At 49.6% G+C, this 24664-nt stretch carries 26 protein-coding genes and 1 tRNA gene; 11 read left to right on the top strand and 16 right to left on the bottom strand.

What is annotated here, in order from left to right:
* Positions 1 to 18: 18 nt before the first annotated feature.
* Positions 19 to 465 (bottom strand): YccF domain-containing protein, encoded by a 447-nt coding sequence (locus WB371_RS03080; RefSeq protein WP_336218663.1) that lies wholly within the window; start codon positions 463 to 465, stop codon positions 19 to 21.
* Between the two features lie 123 nt (positions 466 to 588).
* On the opposite strand from WB371_RS03080, the gene helD reads away from it, so the two are divergent.
* Positions 589 to 2643: a DNA helicase IV gene (gene helD / locus WB371_RS03075; protein ID WP_336218662.1), complete on the top strand. Its 2055-nt coding sequence runs from the start codon at positions 589 to 591 to the stop codon at positions 2641 to 2643.
* Between the two features lie 31 nt (positions 2644 to 2674).
* Here helD and mgsA read toward each other — a convergent pair whose 3' ends face one another.
* Positions 2675 to 3133: a methylglyoxal synthase gene (mgsA, locus tag WB371_RS03070; protein ID WP_336219087.1), complete on the bottom strand. Its 459-nt coding sequence runs from the start codon at positions 3131 to 3133 to the stop codon at positions 2675 to 2677.
* Positions 3134 to 3226: 93 nt separating this feature from the next.
* Positions 3227 to 3889, bottom strand: a complete 663-nt coding sequence (csgI, locus tag WB371_RS03065; RefSeq protein WP_336218661.1) for a curli synthesis inhibitor — start codon at positions 3887 to 3889, stop codon at positions 3227 to 3229.
* A 172-nt stretch (positions 3890 to 4061) separates the two neighbouring features.
* On the opposite strand from csgI, the gene WB371_RS03060 reads away from it, so the two are divergent.
* Positions 4062 to 4475: a CoA-binding protein gene (locus WB371_RS03060; RefSeq protein WP_336218660.1), complete on the top strand. Its 414-nt coding sequence runs from the start codon at positions 4062 to 4064 to the stop codon at positions 4473 to 4475.
* A 57-nt stretch (positions 4476 to 4532) separates the two neighbouring features.
* On the opposite strand, the gene hspQ is transcribed toward WB371_RS03060, so the two are convergent.
* Positions 4533 to 4850: a heat shock protein HspQ gene (gene hspQ / locus WB371_RS03055; protein ID WP_336218659.1), complete on the bottom strand. Its 318-nt coding sequence runs from the start codon at positions 4848 to 4850 to the stop codon at positions 4533 to 4535.
* A 57-nt stretch (positions 4851 to 4907) separates the two neighbouring features.
* Positions 4908 to 6119, bottom strand: a complete 1212-nt coding sequence (rlmI, locus tag WB371_RS03050; protein ID WP_336218658.1) for a 23S rRNA (cytosine(1962)-C(5))-methyltransferase RlmI — start codon at positions 6117 to 6119, stop codon at positions 4908 to 4910.
* Positions 6120 to 6331: 212 nt separating this feature from the next.
* Here rlmI and WB371_RS03045 point away from each other — a divergent pair, with 212 nt between their 5' ends.
* The 3 genes from WB371_RS03045 to yccX are packed head-to-tail and all read left to right on the top strand — an operon-like array spanning position 6332 to position 8029.
* Positions 6332 to 6883: a YbhB/YbcL family Raf kinase inhibitor-like protein gene (locus WB371_RS03045; protein WP_336218657.1), complete on the top strand. Its 552-nt coding sequence runs from the start codon at positions 6332 to 6334 to the stop codon at positions 6881 to 6883.
* Between the two features lie 15 nt (positions 6884 to 6898).
* Complete coding sequence (locus WB371_RS03040; RefSeq protein ID WP_336218656.1) at positions 6899 to 7687, top strand: helix-turn-helix transcriptional regulator; 789 nt, start codon at positions 6899 to 6901, stop codon at positions 7685 to 7687.
* A 60-nt stretch (positions 7688 to 7747) separates the two neighbouring features.
* Complete coding sequence (yccX, locus tag WB371_RS03035; RefSeq protein ID WP_336218655.1) at positions 7748 to 8029, top strand: acylphosphatase; 282 nt, start codon at positions 7748 to 7750, stop codon at positions 8027 to 8029.
* Here the strand turns inward: yccX and tusE are convergent.
* Positions 8026 to 8355 (bottom strand): sulfurtransferase TusE, encoded by a 330-nt coding sequence (gene tusE / locus WB371_RS03030; protein WP_336218654.1) that lies wholly within the window; start codon positions 8353 to 8355, stop codon positions 8026 to 8028. The two genes, yccX and tusE, sit on opposite strands and share 4 nt — an antisense overlap.
* Positions 8356 to 8444: 89 nt before the next feature.
* The gene (gene yccA, locus WB371_RS03025; RefSeq protein WP_336218653.1) at positions 8445 to 9104 is read right to left on the bottom strand and encodes an FtsH protease modulator YccA; all 660 of its coding nucleotides are present in this window, start codon (positions 9102 to 9104) and stop codon (positions 8445 to 8447) included.
* A gap of 274 nt (positions 9105 to 9378) precedes the next feature.
* On the opposite strand from yccA, the gene WB371_RS03020 reads away from it, so the two are divergent.
* Positions 9379 to 9466: transfer RNA gene (locus WB371_RS03020), tRNA-Ser, on the top strand.
* Positions 9467 to 9576: 110 nt separating this feature from the next.
* Here WB371_RS03020 and WB371_RS03015 read toward each other — a convergent pair.
* Complete coding sequence (locus WB371_RS03015) at positions 9577 to 10701, bottom strand: N-acetyltransferase (protein WP_336218652.1); 1125 nt, start codon at positions 10699 to 10701, stop codon at positions 9577 to 9579.
* Between the two features lie 387 nt (positions 10702 to 11088).
* Between WB371_RS03015 and WB371_RS03010 the strand changes: the two genes are divergently transcribed.
* Genes WB371_RS03010 through spt form a run of 4 tightly spaced genes read left to right on the top strand, consistent with a single transcriptional unit; the run spans position 11089 to position 15183 of the window.
* Positions 11089 to 12822, top strand: a complete 1734-nt coding sequence (locus WB371_RS03010) for a fatty acyl-AMP ligase (protein ID WP_336218651.1) — start codon at positions 11089 to 11091, stop codon at positions 12820 to 12822.
* On the top strand, positions 12819 to 13733 hold the full coding sequence (locus WB371_RS03005; RefSeq protein ID WP_336218650.1) for an NAD-dependent epimerase/dehydratase family protein: 915 nt from the start codon (positions 12819 to 12821) through the stop codon (positions 13731 to 13733). The genes WB371_RS03010 and WB371_RS03005 overlap by 4 nt, the downstream gene beginning before the upstream one ends.
* 30 nt (positions 13734 to 13763) lie before the next feature.
* Positions 13764 to 14024 carry an acyl carrier protein gene (locus tag WB371_RS03000; RefSeq protein WP_336218649.1) on the top strand — a complete coding sequence of 87 codons (261 nt, stop codon included), beginning with the start codon at positions 13764 to 13766 and terminating at the stop codon, positions 14022 to 14024.
* Complete coding sequence (spt, locus tag WB371_RS02995) at positions 14011 to 15183, top strand: serine palmitoyltransferase (protein ID WP_336218648.1); 1173 nt, start codon at positions 14011 to 14013, stop codon at positions 15181 to 15183. Before WB371_RS03000 ends, spt begins: the two co-directional genes overlap by 14 nt.
* 66 nt (positions 15184 to 15249) lie before the next feature.
* Here spt and lptG read toward each other — a convergent pair whose 3' ends face one another.
* From lptG to WB371_RS02960, 7 genes are all read right to left on the bottom strand, one after another.
* Positions 15250 to 16329: an LPS export ABC transporter permease LptG gene (lptG, locus tag WB371_RS02990; RefSeq protein WP_336218647.1), complete on the bottom strand. Its 1080-nt coding sequence runs from the start codon at positions 16327 to 16329 to the stop codon at positions 15250 to 15252.
* Positions 16326 to 17396: an LPS export ABC transporter permease LptF gene (lptF, locus tag WB371_RS02985; RefSeq protein WP_336218646.1), complete on the bottom strand. Its 1071-nt coding sequence runs from the start codon at positions 17394 to 17396 to the stop codon at positions 16326 to 16328. The genes lptG and lptF overlap by 4 nt, the downstream gene beginning before the upstream one ends.
* Complete coding sequence (locus tag WB371_RS02980) at positions 17393 to 17968, bottom strand: YtfJ family protein (RefSeq protein WP_336219086.1); 576 nt, start codon at positions 17966 to 17968, stop codon at positions 17393 to 17395. Before WB371_RS02980 ends, lptF begins: the two co-directional genes overlap by 4 nt.
* Positions 17969 to 18020: 52 nt before the next feature.
* A complete protein-coding gene (locus WB371_RS02975; protein ID WP_336218645.1) occupies positions 18021 to 18845 on the bottom strand; it encodes a hypothetical protein in 825 nt (274 codons plus the stop codon).
* Positions 18842 to 20179 carry a lipopolysaccharide biosynthesis protein gene (locus WB371_RS02970; protein ID WP_336218644.1) on the bottom strand — a complete coding sequence of 446 codons (1338 nt, stop codon included), beginning with the start codon at positions 20177 to 20179 and terminating at the stop codon, positions 18842 to 18844. The genes WB371_RS02975 and WB371_RS02970 overlap by 4 nt, the downstream gene beginning before the upstream one ends.
* A 152-nt stretch (positions 20180 to 20331) precedes the next feature.
* Positions 20332 to 21084 carry a hypothetical protein gene (locus tag WB371_RS02965; RefSeq protein WP_420704026.1) on the bottom strand — a complete coding sequence of 251 codons (753 nt, stop codon included), beginning with the start codon at positions 21082 to 21084 and terminating at the stop codon, positions 20332 to 20334.
* Positions 21085 to 21095: 11 nt separating this feature from the next.
* Positions 21096 to 21839 (bottom strand): hypothetical protein, encoded by a 744-nt coding sequence (locus WB371_RS02960; RefSeq protein WP_336218642.1) that lies wholly within the window; start codon positions 21837 to 21839, stop codon positions 21096 to 21098.
* A gap of 171 nt (positions 21840 to 22010) precedes the next feature.
* On the opposite strand from WB371_RS02960, the gene WB371_RS02955 reads away from it, so the two are divergent.
* Complete coding sequence (locus WB371_RS02955) at positions 22011 to 22745, top strand: dTMP kinase (protein WP_336218641.1); 735 nt, start codon at positions 22011 to 22013, stop codon at positions 22743 to 22745.
* Between the two features lie 61 nt (positions 22746 to 22806).
* Here the strand turns inward: WB371_RS02955 and pitA are convergent, their stop codons facing one another.
* Positions 22807 to 24306: an inorganic phosphate transporter PitA gene (gene pitA / locus WB371_RS02950; protein ID WP_336218640.1), complete on the bottom strand. Its 1500-nt coding sequence runs from the start codon at positions 24304 to 24306 to the stop codon at positions 22807 to 22809.
* Positions 24307 to 24664: the final 358 nt, after the last annotated feature.

Raw genomic sequence — 24664 nt, 5'->3', positions numbered from 1 at the left:
AACGGCCGGGTGTCCTGGTTACTCAAAGCGGCGACGCGCGTTCGCTTCACGTGCCGCCTGTGCGGTTTCGACAGAAACGACGCGACGACCGACAGGCCACAGTGCAATTGCGGCGATTTTAAAGTTGGCAATACCAACCGGAATACCAATAATAGTGATGCATTGGGCAATACCGGAGGCAATGTGCATCAGGCACAACCACCAGCCAAAGAAGATTAACCAGAAGATATTCAGTAACGTTCCGCCGGTGTTCATCAGCGCATTTTTTCCTGCCGGGTTGAGTTCATCGACGTGGACAGCTTCATTCCCATAAGGCAGCAGCGACAGTTTAGTGATTTCCCAGCATGAGCGCGTGAGCGGCAGCGTAAAAATAAGCACAATGCTCACCAGCGTCGCCAGGAGCCAGGCCAGTGTGGTGGCAAACCCACCCAGCACAAAATTCAAAATATTCAGAACAGTACGCATAAACCCTCGGTTAATTCCGGTTTTCTGTGATTCCGGGCAATTGTAACGTTTTTTTGCGCTGGAGCACCTATTCTCTGGGGGTTACACTGAGAAGAAATACTCTTTGTCTGGATCGGCTGAGTCATGGAACTGAAAGCAACTTCTCTTGGAAAACGTCTGGCGCAACATCCCTACGATCGGGCGGTGATTCTCAATGCAGGCATTAAAGTCTCTGGCGATCGCCATGAGTATCTCATTCCATTCAATCAGTTACTGGCGATTCACTGTAAGCGGGGTCTGGTGTGGGGCGAGCTGGAGTTCGTGCTGCCCGACGAAAAAGTGGTACGTCTGCACGGTACTGAATGGGCGGAAACCCAGCGTTTTCATCACCATCTGAATGCTCGCTGGCAGCAATGGAGCCAGGAAATGAGTGAGGTGGCGGCCGGGGTATTGCAGGAACAACTGGACGCTATTGCGACACGAACCGGACAGAATGTCTGGCTGACGCGGGAGCAGACCGCAGGGCTACAGCAACAGATCCTGCGGGCGTTTGCCGCGTTACCGCTGCCGGTTAATCGTCTGGACGCGTTTGAAAACTGCCGCGATGCGCTTAAGCAGTGCCAGGCGTGGCTGAACGATATCGAAACCTGCCGTCTGCAACATAACCAGGCGTATACCGAATCCATGTTGACGGAATACGCCGACTTTTTCGAGCACATTGAATCTTCGCCGCTGAATCCGGCTCAGGCCAGAGCAGTGGTGAATGGTGAACAGTCGTTGTTGGTGCTGGCCGGTGCCGGGAGCGGAAAAACCTCTGTTCTGGTGGCGCGAGCAGGCTGGCTGCTGGCACGCGGTGAAGCGGCGGCAGAACAAATTCTGTTACTGGCGTTTGGCCGTAAAGCAGCGCAGGAGATGGATGAGCGTATTCGCCAACGACTGCATACACAAGAGATTACGGCGCGGACGTTTCATGCTCTGGCACTGTATATTATCCAGCAGGGTAGCAAAAAAGTGCCGACCATCAGCAAGCTCGAAAATGATACCGCGGCGAGAAATAAGCTGTTCGTCACCACCTGGCGTCAACAGTGCAGCGAGAAAAAAGCGCAGGCCAAAGGCTGGCGGCAGTGGCTGGAAGAGGAAATGCAATGGACAGTGCCGGAGGGGAATTTCTGGGACGATGAGAAACTTCAACGTCGCCTGGCGTCAAGGCTGGATCGCTGGGTCAGCCTGATGCGGATGCATGGTGGCGCTCAGGCGGAGATGATTGCCAGCGCCCCGGAAGAGATTCGGGATCTCTTCAGTAAGCGCGTTAAGCTGATGGCGCCGTTGTTGAAAGCCTGGAAAAGCGCACTGAAAGCAGAAAACGCTGTCGATTTTTCCGGCCTGATTCATCAGGCTATCGTGATTCTGGAAAAAGGGCGCTTTGTCAGTCCGTGGAAACATATTCTGGTGGATGAGTTTCAGGACATTTCGCCGCAGCGTGCTGCGCTACTGGCGGCGCTGCGTAAACAAAACAGCCACACCACGCTGTTTGCCGTCGGCGATGACTGGCAGGCGATTTACCGTTTCAGCGGCGCACAGCTTTCATTAACTACCGCGTTTCAGGAGTCTTTCGGCGACGGCGACCGATGCGATCTGGATACCACCTACCGTTTTAACAGCCGAATTGGCGAAATTGCTAACCGCTTTATCCAGCAGAATCCCCATCAGTTGAAAAAGCCGCTCAATAGCCTGACGACAGGGGATAAGAAAGCCGTCACGTTGCTGGAGGAGACGCAACTGGATGCGTTGCTGGATAAGTTGTCTGGTTATGCGAAAGCCGATGAGCGGATCCTGGTACTGGCACGTTATCACCATCTTAAACCTGAGAGTCTTGAGAAGGCCGCGACCCGCTGGCCGAAGCTACAGCTCGACTTTATGACCATTCACGCCAGTAAGGGACAACAGGCGGATTATGTCATTATTGTCGGTTTGCAGGAGGGGAGCGATGGCTTTCCGGCCCCGGCGCGCGAGTCCGTCATGGAAGAAGCCTTACTCCCGACGGTGGAGGATTTCCCCGATGCGGAAGAACGGCGGTTGCTTTACGTTGCACTCACCCGCGCCCGCCATCGGGTATGGCTCCTGTATAACAAAGCTAATCCATCACGCTTTGTGGAGTCACTAAAGGATCTGGACGTTCCGGTCGCCAGAAAACCGTAGGAGGCAGGCGACGTGGGTCGCCTGTGCAGACTTATTTCAGGCGCTCTGCCAGATAACGTTGATAGTCCGGGATTAACACGTCGATGTCGTCATTGAAGTGCGGGGACTGAATGATGAAATCCGCCGTGGCGACGTTGGTGGCGACAGGAATATTCCAGACGGTTGCCAGTCGCAGCAGGGCTTTGACATCCGGATCATGTGGCACGGCGTTAAGCGGATCCCAGAAGAAAATCAACACATCAATCTTGCCTTCCGAAATCAACGCGCCGACCTGCTGATCGCCGCCCATCGGACCGCTCAACATGGCGTTAACGTCCATACCGGTCCCACGAGAAATGATATTTCCGGTAGTTCCTGTGGCGTAGAGAACATGTTTTTCCAGCAGAGGCTGGTGGCGTTCCACCCAGCTCATCAACATCTTTTTGCAGTGATCGTGTGCGACCAGCGCAATGTGCTTGCGCGCTGGTAAAGTGCGAGTTGTCAGTTCCATCATTCAGTTCCATCGTGAGTTTGTGTACAGAGTACTGAAAGTGTCTGACGCTGCAAGAGAAAGAGGAAAAAAATGCCGCACCGGACAAAAACGTCAGGAGGAGGGTTGTTTCTCCGCCCATTGCAGGAAGTTATTGCGGGTTTGCGGATCGGCCTGGCGAAACCAGTACTTCAGGCGTTGTTCTGTCAGCGTCTGGGACTGTGGCGGAAGAGTATCCAGTTCAGATACGCCGGAGAGCAGCGTGCTGTCATCCGCCATCATCGTGGCAAACTGGGGAAGGGAGGCGCGTTTTGCCGCTTTATTATAGCGCTCGGTTTCAGCCTCAAAATCGACCGTTTTCGCTTTCGACGTAATGGCGAGGATATCCAGTTGCACCGGGATTGGCATCGCATCCCCATCCAGGAGTTCCACGCGGGGGAGTGAATCAAAGTGGCTGGCTTCACGATCGCTTTCCAGACGCGGGAGGTGGAAATTGACCTGGTCAACGCGCTGAGTGTCAAAACTGATCACCAGCGGTGGGGAAATATAGAGTTGTTCTTCAAGGCTGGAGAGACGAATGGTTTTCTCAACCCGAAACACGAGCTGATGTGGGCCATTGTCGAGTTCAATACTGTCCGCTCCACGCAGCAATGAACTGGAGACTTTTTTGCCATCCAGCACCAGCAGGTCAATATCATTTGAAAGGCGAAGTGTCGTAGCACATACCGTGACCGGCAAACAAATGGCAATCATCAGGGTCACAGTGCCGATTTTCATAGAGTTCTCCTGTTTAAAGACTGCCTGGACAAGAATGTATCAAAATTTTTCGATGATCACGTTTATTAACATATAGACATATTTTGGATTTTTGCTCTCATACTTCCGTGTGGGCACGTGGTTGGGTGGCAAGGATTGTCGTACACTTTGCAAAACAGCCTGGAGAATGACGATGAAAGAGACCGATATTGCTGGCATTTTGAATTCGACCCGCACCATTGCGCTGGTTGGTGCGAGTGATAAGCCCGACCGCCCAAGCTATCGGGTGATGAAGTATTTACTTGATCAGGGTTATCACGTGATTCCTGTCTCTCCAAAGGTGGCGGGCAAAACTCTCCTGGGTCAGCAGGGTTATGCCACGCTGGAAGACGTCCCGGAAAAAGTCGATATGGTGGATGTGTTCCGTAATTCAGAAGCAGCATGGGGCGTGGCGCAGGATGCGATTGCCATTGGCGCGAAAACCCTGTGGTTGCAGTTGGGCGTGATCAATGAGCAGGCGGCCGTGCTGGCGCGTGAAGCGGGATTAACGGTGGTGATGGATCGCTGTCCGGCGATTGAGATCCCTCGACTTGGGCTGGCGAAGTAAGCAAGCTGGCTTGAGCATAAAAGAAAATGCCCGATGTGCTATCGGGCATTTTATCAGTCAGTTACGCAGACGAGGCGCCTGCAACTGTTTACGAATGGTCTGAGCAAGCTCGTCCATCGAAGGCTGTTCAGGGTGTTCATCCTGCGTTTCGCTGCTTAACTGTGCCTCAGCCAGATAAGTATGCACTGGACGACCATCATCATCTTCCATCACCACGTGATACCACGGAGCGGCGCGAAGCGCATCGTTCACCGCGAGTTCATCCGGTGACGGCTCTTCAAGCGAATAGACCGGGTCGATATCCACGACCACTCCGAGATATCCTAACAGGGAATGGCGGACCTGCTGGCCGATACCGAATTTGCTGGCAATCATAGTCACCTCCCGGGAAATCATTACTCTCGATATGAGGGCAAAAATCCACTTTTCAAGTTACATGACGCGACAGGCAAACCCTTTGAGATACAGCCCTTCCGGGTAGGTAGCGATCACCGGATGATCGGCGGCCTGACGGAACTGCTCTATAAATTGTACATCACGTCCCGCATCTATTGCGGCATCGGCGATGATTTTCTGAAATAAATCTGTTGTCATCAGGCCGGAACAGGAGAACGTTAACAACACGCCACCTGGATTTAACAACTGAATCGCCAGCATGTTGATATCCTTATAGCCGCGACAGGCCCCCATCAGTTGGCTTTTGTTTTCGACAAACTTCGGCGGATCCATCACGATTACGTCAAATTTCTCGCCGCGATCGCGATAAGCACGCAACAGCTTAAAGACATCATCGCGAACAAATTCCGCTTTGCTGAGATCGAGTTGATTCAGTTCCACGTTCTGTTTCGCAATATCCAGCGCTTCCTGGGAGGTATCCACACTGACCACCTGACGGCAACCGCCCATCAGCGCGGAGACGGCAAAGCCACCGGTGTAGGAGAAGCAGTTCAGGACGCGTTGATTTTCGACATAACGACGTGTAGCCAGACGGCTATCGCGCTGATCGAGATAATAACCGGTTTTATGACCGCCCCGAATATCCACCAGCAGTTTCATACCGTGTTCTTCGATTGGCAGCAGTGCTGGGGGAAGCTCTCCGGTAACCGGGCCCTGCGTCAGTTCCATCCCTTCTTTTTTACGAACCGCGACATCGCTGCGGTCATAAATCGCACATTCCGGATAGAGCACTTGCAGGGCGCTAATCAGTGCGGCACGTTGATATTCCGCACCAGCGCTAAGTAATTGCAGCACCAGGAAACGACCAAAACGGTCAATGGTGATACCAGGTAAACCGTCAGATTCACCCGCGATCAGACGGTAGCTGTCGAGACCATCTTTTTTTGCCAGCCAGTCGCGCCACTGTTGTGCCTGCTGCAAACGGCGGGTAAAGAAGGCAATATCGACAGACTCCGACTTTTCGAAGGTCCAGACACGGGCGCGGATTTGCGAAGCAGGAGAAAACGCGCCGCGCGCCAACCATTTGCCATGATGGTCAACAATGTCGATGGTTTCGCCGGAATTGGCTTTACCTTCCATGCGGGCAACGGCTCCGGAAAAGACCCACGGATGGCGTCGCAACAAGGATTTTTCGCGCCCTTTAGCCAGCACAAGGCGGGGATATTGAGGAAATGAAGATTCAGTCATACGAGCAACCTCATACAAACAGTGATGCGAGCCGGATGTCTATTCCAGCCTGATACCGTTAAAACAAAATGGCGCGTAGGGTAGCACAGATGTGGGATGCATTCATTAGTACCTGGGGTGAGCGTTTCGGCACAAATTTAAAGCGAACAGGCACAGTTTCTCGGATATACACCGGGTAGAGTGGTATTTCTTACTCTGAATAAGGAAATACAATGAAAAGGTTACCTGTTTTGACGACGGTTGTCCTGGCGACACTCAGTTTTGGCTCGATGGCGGCTTCTCAGGCGTTTAGCCTTGGCAGCACAGATATTCCCGATAATCACGTTTTAACGCAAAAGCAGATTTTCAACGGATTTGGCTGTGAAGGCGCAAATATTTCCCCACAGTTACACTGGCAAAATCCGCCAGAGGGAACAAAAAGCTACGCGATCACCTTATTCGATCCCGATGCGCCTACGGGAAGCGGCTGGTGGCACTGGACGGTTGTGAATATTCCGGCAAAGATTCATGCTCTCCCCTCCGGTGCCAAAATGGAAACGGTGGCGCCGGGGATTGTTCAGGGGCGCAATGATTTTGGTTATGCCGGATTTGGTGGCGCTTGCCCACCGGCAGGAGATAAGCCACACCGCTATCAGTTTACCCTGTGGGCGTTGAACACAGATACCTTGCCCATCGACCACAATGCGAGCGGTGCTCTGGTGGGGTTTATGCTTAACAGTCATGTCATTGCCAAAGCGGAACTGATGGCTACCTACGGAAGATAAACAGAGGACAACACGGTGCAGGACGTTCATTTTCAACATAATGTTCTTACAACAGCAGAGGTGCGTTCCAGCCAACGTCATCGCCTGCATCGTGTTAAGCTTTTCTCTGCTGCAATTTGCCATATCACGCAAGGCAGCAAAGTCATTGTTCAGGAGAATAATCGCCTTGTCGCAAAACCGGGTGAGTTAATCATCATTCCGGCAAACACCTCACTGGAAATCATTAACCAGCCCGGAGAACACGGTTTTCGTTCCGATCTCCTGTTACTTTCGCCAGACATTATTGCCGGATTTAAAAAAAACCATGTTAAGGATTTTCCACCCGCCACGCACACCTCGTTATGCACCCCGATGAACGCCAGTCTGTCATTCATGTGGGCGAGTTTACTGGCTGCTGTGCGTCAGGGATTGCCTGCCGGGTTGCAAATCCATCAGGCAATGGGACTACTGCTGGCGCTTTTGCAGGAAGGGGTCGCCGGACCGTTACTTATTGAGCGAGGCTACACGCTGACGGAACAGGTACGCCAGCTCATTATGTTGGCACCTGCTAAGTTTTGGACAGCACAGGAGATTGCTCAGCGTTTGGCTATCGGAACTTCTACGATGCGCAGACGACTCCAGCAGGAATCGCAGAGCTATCGACAGATCGTCGAAGAGGTGCGGATGTCTTATGCGTTGTCTCAATTGCAGTCGACGACCTTACCGATTGGGGAGATAGCATTACGCAGTGGCTATCTTTCAGGTTCGCGGTTTACCGCCCGGTTTAGCCAGCATTATGGATGCTTGCCGAAACAGGTACGATAATGTTATTCACATTCCAGCAAGAGGTGACACTCATCGTTTTCGATAAGAAGGAGAACCACTATGGCGAGAGTCTGCATTATCGCGTGGGTCCACGGCCGGGTTCAGGGCGTGGGATTTCGCTACACCACTCAGCATGAGGCACGGCGACTGGGCTTAACTGGTTATGCAAAGAATCTGGACGATGGCAGCGTCGAGGTAGTCGCCTGTGGCGAGGATGAACAGGTGGAAACGTTAATGAAGTGGCTAAAAGAAGGCGGCCCGAGTTCTGCCCGTGTTGACAGAGTGTTGAGCGAGCCGCATCGTTCTCGCGAAGAATTTTCCGGCTTTAGTATTCGCTATTAAATACACTTCACCGGTTTTGGCAGGCCAGCAATTTTCGTGGCCTGTTTTGCCGGACCTTTTGGAAACAAACGATACAAATAGCGGCTGTTACCTTTCTCTTCGCCAAACTTATTGGCCATCGCTTTTACCAGCATACGAATCGCAGGAGAGGTATTAAACTCCAGATAGAAGTCGCGCACAAAACGCACCACTTCCCAATGTTCCGGCGAAAGCGTGATCCCCTCGTTTTCGGCAATCACAACTGCCATCGGTTCGCTCCACTGCGTGGTATCCTTCAGATAACCATCGTTATCAGTTGCGATTTCCTTACCTTCAAAAATCAACATAATTGTTCACTGCGTTAGACAACCTGGCGGCAGTTTAGCAAAAAACAAAGCCCCGCATAAGCGAGGCTTTGTGTCACACCTTATAGCCATTAATCGCGGCTGGCGAAGCCCAGAATACTGAGCAGACTGACAAAGATGTTGTACAGCGAAACGTAAAGGCTTACCGTTGCGCGAATGTAGTTAGTCTCACCGCCACGAATGATATTGCTGGTTTCAAACAGGATCGCACCTGAAGAAATCAGGATAAATACTGCGCTGATCGCCAGGTGCAGTGCCGGCAGTTGCAGGAAGATGTTGGCAACCATACCAATCAGCACAACCACAATACCGGCCATTAACATGCCGCCCAGGAAAGACATATCCTTACGGGTCGTTAAAACGTAGGCGGAGCAACAGAAGAACACCAGCGCCGTACCGCCCAGCGCCATTGCGATCACGTCACCCATTCCTGCTGAGAGGTAAGTGTTCAGGATCGGCCCGAGGATATAACCCAGGAAGCCGGTAAAGGCAAAGGCGGAGAGAATACCGCTTGGCTTGTTCGCTGTTTTATAGGTCAGGAACATCAGGCCGTACATCCCCACCAGCGTCAGAATCAGACCCGGTGAAGGTAGCATCAGTACGGTACTGGCTGTTGCCGTGATCGCAGAAAATGCCAGCGTCAGGCTCAGCAGGAAATAGGTATTGCGCAGCACTTTGTTTGTGCTGAGTAGCGATGTACGGTCATGTGATGAACTTACAATACGATCCATGAGTCACTCTCTTATGACAGATGTAATTAATGGTGGAGGATAATGAAAAGCAGGGCAGCCACACAGCAGTTTTACCCATCTTTACTCATTTGATCTGAATCAGGTTTCACGTCTGCTTGTTCTGCATCATCAACGCTGTGTGAATATTCTGCTGCTTAAATGGTCAATCTGCTGTTATTTCAGTCTATTAACAGCATATTGACTGTTTTTCAGGCAAACGAACACATTCGGGCTTTACACGACGCATCGGGATGTTTATAGTGCGCCTCATTCTGGAAGTGTGGCCGAGCGGTTGAAGGCACCGGTCTTGAAAACCGGCGACCCGAAAGGGTTCCAGAGTTCGAATCTCTGCGCTTCCGCCAGATTAAACAAGGGGTTATCGAAAGATAACCCCTTTGTTTTTTGCCTGTTAGCTACGGTAGTGAAAGCCCGACTGGTGATGCCTCGCATCTCCAGCCAGTGATTGTCGACCTCAGAGCTGTTTTTCGTACAGGCGATAGCGCTTATAAGGAACCCCGCCAATCTTTTCAAGGATGGTACGCATCCCGGTATTCGACTCCAGGATCCAGGACATTTCCAGCGCATCAATTTTGTGTTTCGCAAATGGATCGCGTAACGCTTCGATTAATAACAGCGCAATGACCGGCCCAATGCGACTAAACTGATATTCCTGACGAACGCCCATCAAAGGCACCCGTGCCGTACGTATCCCGCTTACTTTCAGACGCCAGAGCAGTTTTGCCCAGCCGAACGGAAATAAACGACCGTTGAGATCGGCGATAGCCTCATTAATGTTGGGCATGCCGACGATAAACGCACACGGGGTGGAATCGACTTCAGCAATGTAAATCATATCGTCCGGAACGAGATACTTAAGCTGATCGCCCATCGTAGCGAATTCATGCTCAGTGAATGGAACAAACCCCCAGTTGTGCTGCCAGCCTGAGTTAAAGATCTCTCGTAATATCAGCATCTCCTCAGTAAAGCGCTTGCGATTGATACGCCGGATAGTCACCTTTTTGCGTACCTGATCCATAAGCCGGCTCAGTGAAGGAGAGAACGTGAGATCCGTACGGCGCATCCAGTAGGCCATTAAATCAATCCCTTTTGTGTATCCTTGCTGCTCAACTCTTGTCCCATAATAGGGCTTGCCGTGTGGCATTAATGCGCAGGGAGGAGTATCAAAACCCTCTATCAGCAGACCGCTTTCCTGATTGATATTCAGGCTAAAGGGGCCACTGATTTTTCGTGCCCCCGATGACTTCAGCCATGCTTCGGCGGTAGTGAACAAGGCGTTAAATACATCGGGATCATCAATAGCGTCGATCAAACCAAAATGGCCCGTATCTTCACCGTGTAACTTACGATGAAGCGTATCTATCTGAGCGGTTATTCTGCCGACGACGACCCCCTCTTTTTTGGCGAGCCATGCTTGCCATTTGATATGTCCGGACCCCGGGTTTTTCTCTGACAGATGCTCTGTGCGCTCAAGGAACAGGGGAGGAATCCAGCAAGGATCATCGGGATAGAGCGAAGAAGGAAAAGCGATAAAGGTTTTCAGGTCATGTTTATTCATGACTTTTTCTACGTGAATCATAAACAGCCTTAAATAAAAATTCAGACATTACAAAAATAATGTCATTTACAGTAATGTAATACAGTAAATATCCGGGGAAACGGATCAAATTACTGAATTGTTCTTGCTATCTTTTACCACTTAATGCTTTTGGCACCATGAAGAAAGTTTAAGTGTTACTTGATTGTAAGAAATTGCTGTGAACAATAAGTTTAATTAGTGGTTTAGTGTTTTTATATTTAGATTGTAGATATTATTGATGTCACGGATATATCTTAATAGTCTTAAATCTATATTTTCTTACAAAAAAAAGATGTACTGTATGATGATTATTTAATTTATATTACCCTCCGGCGTTTGTTCGTTTCTATATCCGGTGGTTTTTAATCAAACATTTCCATGGTGTATATGTCCAATAGAATCTCAACTCATTCTCTTCCTATGCGTTATGCTGACTTTTCAACCCTGGTGGAAGCTTTGGATTACGCCGCTCAGGGAAATGCAGGAATGAATTTTTATGATCGCCGTATTCAACTTGAAGCCGTACTGGAGTACCGTACGCTGAGGTTACGGGCAATAGCTGGAGCAAAACGACTGCTGTCGCTGAATCTCAATAAAGGGGATCGTATCGCGCTTATTGCGGAAACCAGCGCAAGTTTTGTCGAAGCTTTTTTTGCCTGTCAGTACGCGGGATTAGTCGCTGTACCACTGGCGATTCCTATGGGGGTTGGCCAGCGTGATTCTTATTCTGCGAAATTGCAGGGGCTAATAATCAATTGCAAACCAGCAGCAATTATTAGTAGTGATGAATGGCTATCACTTATTAATGGTGTCAATGTTGATGGCGTAGCTCCTCATATTCTCAGCAATACGGATTTTAATTCATTACCGGAAAAAGAAACCGAGCTTTCCCCGCCATCACCGGATGATATTGCTTACCTCCAGTATACTTCTGGCAGTACGCGTTTTCCCAGGGGCGTCATTATTACCCATCGTGAAGTGATGTCTAATTTGCACGTCATTAGCCATGATGGGATCAAGCTACGTGAAAGCGACCGCTGCGTTTCCTGGCTGCCTTTTTATCATGATATGGGACTGGTAGGTTTCCTGCTTACCCCTATGGCGACGCAGCTCTCAGTCGACTATCTCCGCACCCAGGATTTTGCCATGCGGCCGTTGCAATGGCTGAAGCTAATCAGTCAGAACCGATGTACTGTGACCGTCGCTCCGCCTTTTGGTTATGATTTATGTTTACGTCGTGTCAATGAAAAAGAGCTGGCTGGGCTCGACCTTACCTGCTGGCGTGTTGCAGGGGTGGGGGCGGAGCCTATCTCTGCGGAACAACTCAACCTCTTTGGCGAATGCTTCAGGAATGTGGGGTTTGATAGCAAGGCATTTATGCCGTGTTATGGGTTAGCTGAAAATGCGTTGGCAGTGAGTTTTTCTGATGAAGAAAAAGGTTCACAAGTGAACGACGTTGACCGTGATATTCTTGAGTATCAAGGAAAAGCGGTGGCGCCAACTCAACATACCCGCGCGATTTCCACCTTTGTGAATTGCGGTAAAGCGCTGCCTGGCCACCGTATTGAAATTCGTAGCGAAATGGGAATAGCACTTCCTGAAAGGGAGGTTGGGCATATCTGTATCTCAGGTCCCAGTCTTATGAGCGGTTATTTCGGCGATGCGGCTTCGCAAAAAGACATCCAGTCAACGGGATGGCTGGATACCGGGGATCTCGGCTATCTGCTCGATGGCTACCTGTATGTTACGGGGCGTATAAAAGATTTGATCATCATTCGAGGCCGCAATATATGGCCCCAGGATATTGAGTATATTGCCGAACAGGAGAAGGAAATTCACTCTGGCGATGCGATCGCGTTTGTGACCTCACAAGAGCGGATTATTTTGCAGATCCAGTGCCGGGTGAGTTCTGAAGAACGTCGGGCACAAATCATTCATACTCTGACAGCCCGGATACAAAGTGAGTTTGGTGTTTCCGTTAGCATTGAGCTCTTACCTCCGCACAGTATTCCGCGAACATCATCCGGAAAACCGGCACGCGCTGAGGCAAAGAAACGTTACCTGAACCTCTTCGCCGAGACCTTAAATCCACAAGTTTCAGTGACGGGTTATGCACAATGAGTGACGTTGTGGCGGTGACAGGCGGTACGGGATTTATCGGTAAGTATATTGTTGATGACTTGCTGTCCCGGGGGTTTACGGTTCGAGCATTAACCCGTTCTGCCCGCCACGAAACACGCGACAATCTTGTATGGGTCCGTGGTTCACTTGAAGATTACGAGGCCCTAACCAGACTTGTCACAGGCGCGGATTTTATTGTCCATTGCGCGGGACAAGTGCGGGGGCGTGCAGAGGATGTGTTTACCCGGTGTAATGTTGAAGGGAGTTTACGATTGATGCAGGCCGCCAGAGAGAGCGGTCGTTGTCGGCGTTTTTTATTTATCTCTTCACTCGCCGCACGCCATCCAGAACTCTCCTGGTACGCGAATTCTAAGTTCGTTGCTGAACAGAAGCTCACGGCGATGGCTTCGGATATTGAACTGGGAATTTTCCGTCCTACCGCAGTGTATGGAACCGGTGATACAGAATTAAAACCGTTATTTAACGCGATGCTGCGCGGATTCCTTCCGCGGTTTGGTACACCGGAAGCTACGCTGTCTTTTTTACACGTCAGTGATTTAGCGCAGGCTGTGAGTCAATGGCTCCTTGCTGACAAAACCACAGTCTATCCTTATGAATTGTGTGATGGTTATGTCGGGGGGTACAACTGGAAACGTATTCAGGAAATTGTGACGGCTGTTCGTCATGGTCCAGTCAGGTTTATTAATATCCCGTTACCTGTACTTAAATTCATTGCCGATATGACTACGCTAATCAGTCCTCTCACAGGAAAAGAACCTATGTTAACGCGTAGTAAAATTGGTGAGTTAACATATCCTGACTGGTCTGCGAATAATAAATCTCTTTGCGAAAATATTGATTGGTGCCCCCAGGTTAGTCTGGAATATGCATTACAGCATGGGCTATTTTAATTATATCAATGACAGGTATATTACATTTCTATGTTAAATCGTGAAGAAGTAATGGTTTATACCCTTTCCTGTTTACAGGGCATGGTCGAAAAAGGGGTAGAGGTTCATCCAGACAGCGAGCTTGTTAATGATCTGGGTCTCGAATCTATTAAAGTGATGGATTTGTTAATGCTGCTGGAAGACAAATTCGATATTTCTATTCCCATTAATATTTTGCTGGATGTCAGAACGCCGGCGCAGCTCATGGAAGCGTTAATCCCTTATCTGGAGAGTATCAATGAGTCTTTATGATAAATTCTCGCGCATTGCCAATGATCGCGAACAATTTAGCTCAACGGGGATTAACCCATTCGGCACCCGCATCGATGAGGTCTATTCCGCAACGGAAGGTCGAATTGGTCAGCAAAAGATTATTTTGGCAGGTACGAATAACTATCTCGGACTCACCTTTAATGCGCAGGCGATCGCTGATGGTCAGATGGCATTAGCACAGCAAGGAACGGGGACGACAGGATCCCGAATGGCAAACGGCAGTTATGGCTCGCATCTGGCTCTGGAGCAGGAGATTGCCGAATTTTTTGGTCGTCAGTCCGCAATTGTCTTCTCCACGGGGTATACCGCGAATTTAGGCGTAATTAGCGCACTCGCCGATCATAATGCTGTGGTATTACTTGATGCTGACAGTCATGCCAGTATTTACGACGCATGCGCTTTAGGCGGCGCAGAGATTATTCGTTTCCGCCATAACGATGCCAAAGATCTGGAACGTCGTATGATGCGCCTCGGCGAGCGGGCTAAAGAGGCAATCATCATTGTCGAAGGCATTTATAGTATGCTCGGTGATATTGCGCCTCTGGTTGAAATTGTTGATATCAAAAAACGACTGGGCGGATTTTTGATCGTTGATGAAGCGCATTCCTTTGGGGTGATGGGCGCTACGGGACGAGGGCTGGCGGAGGCTGCTGGTGTCGAGGAGGATGTCGACATTATCGTTGGGACATTCAGTAAGAGTCTGGCGTCTATCGGCGGCTTTGCCGTAGGTTCGAAGGCTATGGATGTTTTGCGCTACGCCAGTCGCCCTTATATTTTTACTGCGTCGCCTTCACCTTCCAGCATCGCTTCTGTACGTTCTGCATTAAAAACGATTGCCGCGCAACCGCAACTGCGCCAAAAACTTTGGGATAATGCCGCGCGTCTGTATGAAGGACTTGAAAAACTGGGTTATGAACTGGGTTCACATATCAGCCCGGTCGTTCCGGTTATTATCGGTGATAAAGAAGAGGGGCTACGTATCTGGCGTGAACTGGTCGCGTCAGGGGTTTATGTCAATCTTATTCTCCCGCCAGCCGCACCTGCAGGGATTACACTGTTGCGCTGTAGTGTCAATGCGGCACATACCTTTGAGCAAATTGACGCAATTATTCAGGCATTTGCGCAGATAAAAAGGTAATCATGATGCTGCTGCGGCTATTATTTGAATAGCCGCGGCAAGGTCAAGTTAGGGAATTTCTTCCCGTTAGTGCTGTTGATCAAATCGATAGACCAGAATTAGTGCTACCACCATAAGAAATGCTGGCGTAACCAGCGTCGTCAGCGGAGCACTAAGCGCAAACAATAACCCCAGATTCACAATAACCTGATAACTGACATAGGTCAGTAATCCAACAACAACGCCAACAGCTAAACGGCTTCCTAGTCCAGGAGAGCGGGGGGCGCTAAATGTGAAAGGAATGGCCAGTAAAATCATCGCCAGGGTTAAGAGGGGATGTCCCAGTTTTTGCCACAATGCCAGCTTAAATTCGACACTGGGTTGGTTAGTTTTGTTTAGCCATGCAATATAGTGACGGAGTTGCCTGATCGAAAAGCTGTTGCTCGGCATGGTGAGTTCCAGAAGGCTCATGTCTGTGAAGAGAGAGTGCCAGGGTAAGTTCGCTCTTGTTTCCGTGGTCTCTTTCCCGTTTATCCATTTTTTCTGATTCACTCCATTCAGGATCCACGTCCTGCTATCCGAAATTGTGGCTGTCTGCGCATAGATATAGGTGTCCAGCGAATTGTCAGGCCGGTAGTAAAATAGCTCAATACCGACGGGTTGATTCTGTTCGTTCAGAGACTTTATCGTGACGTATTCATTATCTCGCCGGGCCCAAAGAATATTTCCCGCTATGTCGCTACTTCCCCCCAGCGCTTGCGCGCGGCTTTTAATTTGAACCGCCTGCTGCTGTAGCGGCGAAGCAATCCATTCGTCGGTTGCGCTCAGGGCAAGCGTCAACAGCAGGCCAGCAGACAACGCCACCATGGCAATTTTCATGATAGAGAAACCTGTCGAACGGATGGCGGTTAACTCCATGCTTTTCGACATCTGCCCCAGGCCGACTATTCCCCCCATCAGCGCAATAAATGGGCCGAGGTCGATCAGCGTCCTGGGTAATGTCATCAACACCACCATTACAGCCTGTGTCCAGCGGTATCCTCCCGGACTCACATCATCAAGCTCGTTGATCAGATTGAACGTGGTAAAGAGGGGAAGTAAGAGTCCCGCTGCGGCTGCAAATCCAGTAAAGATATGGCGCAGTAAATAGCTATGAAATATTTTCATCGTCTACTCTTCGGCAGGAGAGCGAGATCGCGGATCACAAAAATCATCATGCCTGCAAACATGAGCAGGGGGAGTAGCCACACCCCCGGAAAGACGGGAAGTGCAGCATTGGCAACCAGCGTGCGGCAAATGTTACCGCCATAAAAAATAACAACGAATAAAAGGGTGAGCGGGAGTAGTGTCGAAAATCGTCCCTGACGTGGTTTGACGCGACTTAGCGGGATTGCCAGCAATGCCATGAAAAAAGCACAGATGCCGCGGCTTTCACGCCACTGTAGTTCAGCGATATCTGCGGGATCCGTAGAGTGAGAAAGCGTGGCTATGGATTTGGCTTTGCGCTTGATCTCGGTATTCTGGTCGAGAGGTTTGAGATGCAGTCGGAGGTTACGATAGATTTGTTCATTATCGTCGTTGCCCTGGTGCGCCAGAACATAGGCCGTTCCTGAATGCAGTAAAACAGAAGGTGTCGTGGGTGATGAGTCGACAACATCAACATCCTGGGCTCTGAATACATTGGTTTTATCACCCGAGGAGGTATAGATCAGCGCGTCGTTGAGATGATGAGCATCGGGAATAATCTGTTGGGCAAGGATCATCCTGCCATTATTATTAATATTAAACTTTTTAGCCTGTAAGTGACGGACATCCAGCTCCGATTGAGACTGTTGCTCTAACTGATAAATTTGCGCATAGGCCCAGGGCCTGCCGAACATAGAAAGGAGCGCGACCAGAATACTTAAGGGAATGGCAAGAAACATCACTGCGGAATAAAGGCGCACAGGGCTGGCACCTGAGGCAGACATTGCCGTTATCTCCGAATCTGTATACATCTGGCCGAGCGTTACGCCGACGGAGACATAAAGACCGACAGGTAGCAACATCTCAAGAGCAATCAGCACTTTATAGAAGACAACATCCAGTACGACCTCAAGAGCTAAAGTCCCGTTGGCGGCTTCAGTCAGATAACGTTGAGCCGAGTAACTCGCGAAAATAAAGATCAGGAAACCAACGATGGTCAACACCAGTCGACGCGTGCTGCTCATGATATAGTGTTCAATTAAATTCATAGCGGACTCGATTGCTCACCAAGTATTTTTCTAACCATCGAAATAACCTGATACACCTCCTTTGGTGTCAGATTGCCATCCTTTGCCCATAACACGCGCCCCTCTTTATCCAGTACCAGGATGGTCGAGCTCATCTCATTGAGTTGCCAGGTTTTTCGTCCTGTCCCGGTGCTGTCGATAATAAATTGCGCCCAGGGATAACGTCGTTTGTTTTTCTCTATCTTCCCCATGACAAAAAAACCGGAACCAAAGATCACATCATCGGTATTGACGATAGTGGTGGGTTGAAAGCGGTCCTTAGGGAAATTTGCATTCTTGACCGCTTTAATCAGCAGTGAATTTTTCTTTTTTGCAGAAGTTCTTCCGGCGATGTACTGAACAATTCGTACTTTTCCTGCCAGTTCACTGCTGTTCCAGTTGCGGTAGCTAAATTCATCCTGGTTGTTCAACAGTAATTCACCGCGATCGGTAATACTGATGGGCTGTACCGGTTGACCGATAACAAAGTTATGCGCGGAGGCCAGCAGTGGTGCGAGCAGGAGTGAAGCAACCAGTAGTGAACGTAGCAGCATCATATGACCTTTATTTAACGGGTTCAGGATAGGTACTCATAAGGCGATAAACCTACAATGGATAATGGGCGAGAAAGCGCTCAATACGCTCGCGTATCGAACTATCCAGCACGCAAGGTTCTTCGTAAGGGACTTTCATTTTCATATCATCGGCCACCATTTCATCGTGTCGGTTACCCATCAGGCCATTAATGGTGGCCAAAAAGCGAGAAATTAACCGGGCATCCTGATTATCAGGATCGAGGGAGCGTAAGGTGTCGTAATAAGAAACCTGTTGGCTAATGATTTTCCGCATGTCATGAAATTCGCTTCCCGTTAGTTTGGGTTTAGCAATAAGTGCCTGCAGCGTACGTATTTGCGACTGACAGTAGGCAATAAAACCGGTTTGCGTTTCTAATGGACTGTGACGCAGAGAATAATGAACGAGCATCCAGATGGGACGACTCAGGTAAATGCGTAACCGTTTTCCGTAAGTCGTAATCAGATGGCGATTTCCGTTACGAAACCCATCCTGAAAATGGCCGAGAAAAACGGTCGTTTTGCTGAACAGGAGGCCTGAATAGTGGTTTTTGCGATAGAGCCGCAAGGCAAAGCGTAAATGCTTATAACGCGCACGAATATATTTGTATTGCATCCGCTCCTGGTCGGATAGCGGCACACCTTTTAGTTGTTTCAGTACTAAATGCAGCAAGGTCTGTCGGTGACAGCCTTCCTCCCAAAACTGCAGGCATAAAGCATAACAACGCTGAATATTTTCCTCTGTACAGTAGAGATCAATACTCTCTGGCAGCACGGCATTTTGATCAATGATGTCATCTTCTTCGACTGCGACAAACAGACGTTGCAGAATGTCAGACGAAAATTTTTCAGGTGTCATGATTGGTTCTCTTTGGCCGGGGTAAACTTCAGCGAATGACGATGGCGATAAGCATATAAAGTAGGGATCAGGGATAACAGCACGTCCAGAGATTGCCCACCGAAATAAGCAAAAGCTGCGCCAATAACGCTATAGAGGTGCGACAGTCCGACCAGCAGAATAATGTAGGCTATCGAGGCAATGGTCTGCGCAGTCAGGAAAGCGCGTTGTTTACCCGCCATAAGCAGCAGCGATTCCTGCGGAAAACCCAACATTGACACGATAATAGCGCCGAGCATGACCTGAATGAGGTCATATGCCTGAAGGTATTTAACACCGAAAACCAGTGAAATGAGCGGTTTACCAACAATCACGACGACAAGAGCTACCGCAATGCCGATACCGCCGGCAAAAAGCGCTGATTTTATCCCCAGGAGCCATGGCTTTTGGCTGCGCGGATCCAGTCGCATGACTTCGGGATAAAAGCTTTTTTCGAGCAATTTAGCAGGGGTGCCTGTTGCATCGAAAAAGGTCATTGCAATTTTGAACAGCCCGGCAGCCGCAGGGCCCAGAACGATACCCACCAAAACGGTACTGCATGAGTTGCGCGCAGCCCAGATAGAGTGGGCGAAATTGGTTGCCCAGACAAAGCCCCATGCACCTTTGATGCGACGCGCTGATTCAAACAAACGCGGTCGCAGCGCATCATGAATGCCTCTGCGGCGAAGTTCCCGCGCGGCGAACCACCAGTACATGGTGCCGCCAACCAGACTTGAGGCATACCAGGTAATCACAAAACCGGCAAATCCAAAGTCGCCAAAATAGGCGATAACGCTGCCCAGTGCGCGCAGGAAGGGTTTCGTTGCCTGCTGGATGGCAATTAAATCAAAGCGGTTCACCGCCCGCAGAATTCCCGTTGGCGTTGACGACGCCATGGATGGGATCAGAGTGCAGTACAGCATTGCCAGCCAGAAGCTGTTTGCATCAAGCCCTAGCGAGTGTGAAAGAAACGGCAGCAACAGCATCCCGACGAGGATCGCTACGGCCCCACTGGCGATATCCAGGCCAAAAGAAAATGAAATCACATCGCGAAATTGTTGCTTATTATTGCTTTCCAGTGCGGGCGTACCGTACTGAACAACCAGTTGCCAGGTTTGAAATTTGGCAAAATCGCTAATGCCTTTGGTATAAGACTGAATGACGACCAACACACCAAACATTGCTGGCGTCATACCTTTCCCCGCGCAGGAGAGGGCAAGCAAACCCAGCAAAGCGCTTACGACATTACTCGAGCCCAGATAGGCACTGTTACGGATGATGGTGCGAAACGCGCCATCGGCAAACCACTTTTTCATGGAAAAAACCAAGCCAGACCAGATGGATAAATACTCAGCAGGGGCAAACCCGCCCAGCACAAATTTTCAGGATTGCAGCCATTGCCGCACCTGAATTCAAAAAAAATTTTGCAATGGGAGCAACCCGGCTCCAGGCAGATTCAATGGCGTTGTCATGCAATGGCGCTCTTACGATGGGAATCTGCCGCTGCGTTGGATGCAGCTTCTAGCGCTTTCTCCAGAACCTCGCGATAGGGGGCTCTGGAGTCGAGATCGAGAATCCTGGCGCCGTTCCAGGTAATCTTCACCATCGTGTCTATCTTGTCTCGCAGTTCGTTGACGTCGTGATCGGGTTTACGGGAATATGCCGTATCCGTGTCAATATCCAGGCGGATGATAAGCTCGGGGCGATACTGCGCCATCTCCTGATAGAGACGCGACTCGCGCTTCGCCATGCGCGATTTCACCCATCCCGTCGCACGCTCTACGCCAATGCCCGGCCCGTCATAGTGAAAGCCAGAAATTTCCGCCTGGGGATAGCGATCGCTAATGACCAGAACACCGCTTTCCGCCAGTCGTCGTACCTTTCTTAAATTGGCCCTGCGACGTAATGAAAAACCATACATAATGATGGCGGCCCACAGGGCTGGCGCCCGGGTACTCATGCTTTGCGTTTTTGAGGATTTAGCAGCCAGGCGTCGTTCAAGCCAGGTTCCAATAAGCGGCAGACGTTTGATTTTATCGCCTGTTTCTCCTGAGACGAGCCCCAGATATCGACGCTCGGTTACCCATTTTTTCTGCAGGTGTTTTACCAGATCGGTTGTCAGCGTTGATTTACCGGTGCCATCGCAGCCGACCACGGCGATGAGTCCAGGGATGTATTCAGATTGTGTTGAATTGAGCGCGCTTGACGTATTCATATCCATGTCGTTCAGTCTCAAAAGGGAATTGTGAACCCGATCCGGGGATCGTTAAGGACAGTCTGAATTGAACGTAATGACTCCTTCAGGATGCTGTCCGCCGCTCCACGACCATCCAGTTCGAGGATCGGCGCTCCGTTAAACGTAAGATGCGGCGTGACGACAATCTTCTCGTGAAGCACGGAAAGTTGATGGTCAGGCTTACGTAAGAATGCGGTTTGTTCATCAATATCCAGCCTGATCAGCAGCAAAGGCAGCCAGGATGCCATCCATTGATACAATTTGATTTCGCGTGCTCTCAGGAAGCGCACCCAATGATTCCCACCGGTGGTTTTTGCTAACTGTGGCCCGTCGAAGCGGAACCCAGGCACTTCTGCCTGGGGATAGCGATCGACGATGCATAATGTTCCCTGACGACTCTGAGCCAACATTTTGCGGAATTTGTACGCTCTCCAGCAGGAAAGGAGAAAAATCACCAGCGCAGTTACGTTACCGGGTGGGGCAGATGGCGTTTGGTGTACGCGTTCCGCTTTTTTGTGCAGATAATGGCTGAAAGCAGTCCCGATTAATGGCAAATGTTCGATCCATTCGCCAATACGACCAGAAGACTGCCCGAGATAAAGCAGTTTTGTCGGCATGCGTAATGCCAGATGATTAACCAGGCTAGTTGCCAGGGTTGATTTACCAGAACCATCGCAGCCGACTATTGCAATCACCCGTACGTATGGGGGATTAATAGTGGGAATTGTATATTGACTCACGAAAAATCCAGTATTAAAGAAATGATTGTATAATGTCTGTTCTGTGCTCAGAATATCTGTTCAGCGAAGTTGTGACAATGGCTAATTGTCGTTTTAGTATTACCAGTTATATCTTTGAAATAAATTAACAAGAAAATATTCATGGTGGATATTTAAAGTGAAGGTGTATTTATGAAATCAATAAAACCTCCGCTGATAGCTGTTATTGGCAGCGATGGTTCAGGGAAGTCAACGGTTTGTGAATATCTAATTACCTGCTTGCAGAAATATGGCCCTGCTGAACAAGTTCATTTAGGAAAGCAGGCCGGAAATGTTGGGCGCGCCGTCGTTAAATTACCGTTAATGGGGAATTCATTAGGTAAAGTAATTGAACGTAACAAGGTGAAAACGGCAAAGAAATTACCGGGGCCCATACCCGCTTTAGTGATCATGTCCTTTGTGCTGCGGCGGTTGTGGCGTTTTCGTCACATGCTGTCATGTCGTCGTCGTGGATTAATTGTATTAGCTGATCGTTACCCTCAGATACAAATTCCCGGCGCGTACGATGGCACCGTTTTTCCAGTTAATGCGCCAGGAAGTCGTTTCGTCTCCTGGATGGCAGAGCTTGAACGTGCAGCATTTCGCTGGATGGCCAGTCATCAGCCTGACCTGGTGATAAAGCTGAATGTGGATCTGGATGTGGCTTGCGCACGTAAGCCCGATCACCGCAGAGAATCATTGGCTAAGAAAATCGTGGTCACACCGCAATTGACATTTGGCGGTGCGCAACTGGTCAATATTGATGCCAATAAGTCTCTTGACGAGGTGCTGATGGATGCGGAAAGAGCGATAGCAGATTTCATGACCTCCCGGGGTTATTATCGCCGTTCTGATGATCAGCCGACGTTACACCAGCCCCTTCAGTAAACTCTTCCTGCGTTTAACGCCCAGTTTTGTAAACCGGGCGTTTTATACCTGTTCAGTCACTTCAAATAAGTTGTAAGGAAAGCCAGTAGAGGGATCCGGAAAGCAGAATCGCGGCGGGCAGGGTGAATATCCAGGCCATCGCAATACTGGTAACGGTTTTTCGCTGTAATCCTCCACCATCCACAATCATTGTTCCTGCAACGGCAGAAGAGAGCACATGGGTAGTGGAGACCGGCATACCAATATAACTGGCAAGCCCGATAGAGAGCGCGGCTGTAATCTGGGCGGACATTCCCTGGGCGTAGGTCATCCCTTTTTTACCGATCTTTTCGCCGATTGTCGTTGCTACCCGACGCCATCCAATCATGGTACCAATACCCAATGCCAGCGCGACCGCCATGATTATCCAGATCGGGGCGTATTCAATCGTGCTCAGCAGATCTGTTTTCAGCCGTTTAAGAAGATGCCGATCGTTGCTGCTCAGGTTTGGCAATTTCGCTACATTATTTGCCGTATCGGAGATGCACAACATGATACGCCGCAACTGACTTCGCTGTGGAATGCTTAGGGTATCGTAACTTTCGGCATTAGCAGGTAAGAGCGTCATGACCCGGTTAAGCGTATCCATGGTGTTCGCTGGGTGGCAATGAAATGTCTTTTGCTGTGCGATATCCACCGCCGGCGTCGCGAGAGGCTGGGCGTTGTCGATCACCTGTTTTAGCTGATCTGGATGCTGCTGGAAGTAAACCGCCAGACTGCTCACTGCGTCACGGGTCCGGGTAATTTCGTAGCCGGTCGCGTTCATGTTAACGACAAAACCGGCGGGTGCGATCCCCACCAGTACCAGCATCACCAGGCCTATTCCTTTCTGACCATCGTTCGCGCCATGCGAAAAGGCAACACCGGCGGCGGAGAAAATGAGCGAAATTCGCGTCCAGAAAGGAGGCTTCTTTTTACCGCCTTTCTTTTTCCGTTCTTCAGGAATACGGTGGATACGCGCACGTTTCCTCGTCCCGCTCCAGTAGCGGCGAAGCAAGAAGATCAGACCGCCCGCAATCACCATCCCCACGACCGGAGAAGCGATGAGCGACGCAAAGATATTCAACACGGCCGGGATGTTTAGCGCCTCAACCAGCGATGTCCCGGTCATTAGCGCGTTAGTTAACCCGATACCAATAATTGCACCAATCAGCGTGTGGGAACTGGAGGCGGGCAGACCAAAATACCAGGTGCCCAGGTTCCAGATAATCGCTGCCAGCAGCATGGAGAAGACCATCGCGAGTCCATGCGATGATCCCATATTGAGTAGTAAATCCGTGGGTAGCATATGCACAATGGCATAGGCCACGCTGAGCCCGCCCAGCAGAACGCCACAAAAATTGAAAACCGCCGCCATAATTACTGCCAGTTGTGGCTGCATTGCGCGGGTATAGATGACGGTCGCAACGGCATTAGCCGTATCGTGAAATCCGTTAATTGCCTCGTAAAACAATACAAAGACAAGTGCAAGTAACAGCATAAACCCGGTATAAAAGTCCAGGCCAGCAAATAAATGTAGCATAGAGAATATTACGCCATTTTTAGGATACGGACGTACGCATTATCAGTGACTTTAGCCGTTCGGGCAAAGCGAAATGTTTTCTTTTGGGAATTAGCATCAGGCTTGTTTTATTGCAGGAGGTAATTATTTTCAAAATCAAAGAGATATTTTAATGTTTTTCTGTGACTATTTACATGCTGTTAAGGTTTTTTGCATTTTGATGAGGGGATAAGTAAAAGGAAGACTCAAATGGGGATGAGGTTATTTTGGGTGAATTTTCAGCAAACAATAAAATAAATATATAAAATATGCTAATCGTATTTGTATTTTGAATTATTCGTGGTTTGAAATTAGTGTCTGGTATGTTTTCTTTGAAAAT

Source organism: Citrobacter amalonaticus, from assembly GCF_037053465.1.
GTDB classification, from domain to species: Bacteria; Pseudomonadota; Gammaproteobacteria; order Enterobacterales; family Enterobacteriaceae; genus Citrobacter_A; species Citrobacter_A amalonaticus_H.
Note: the sequence above shows the minus strand (reverse complement) of the source record. Positions and strands in the feature narration are given on the sequence as shown.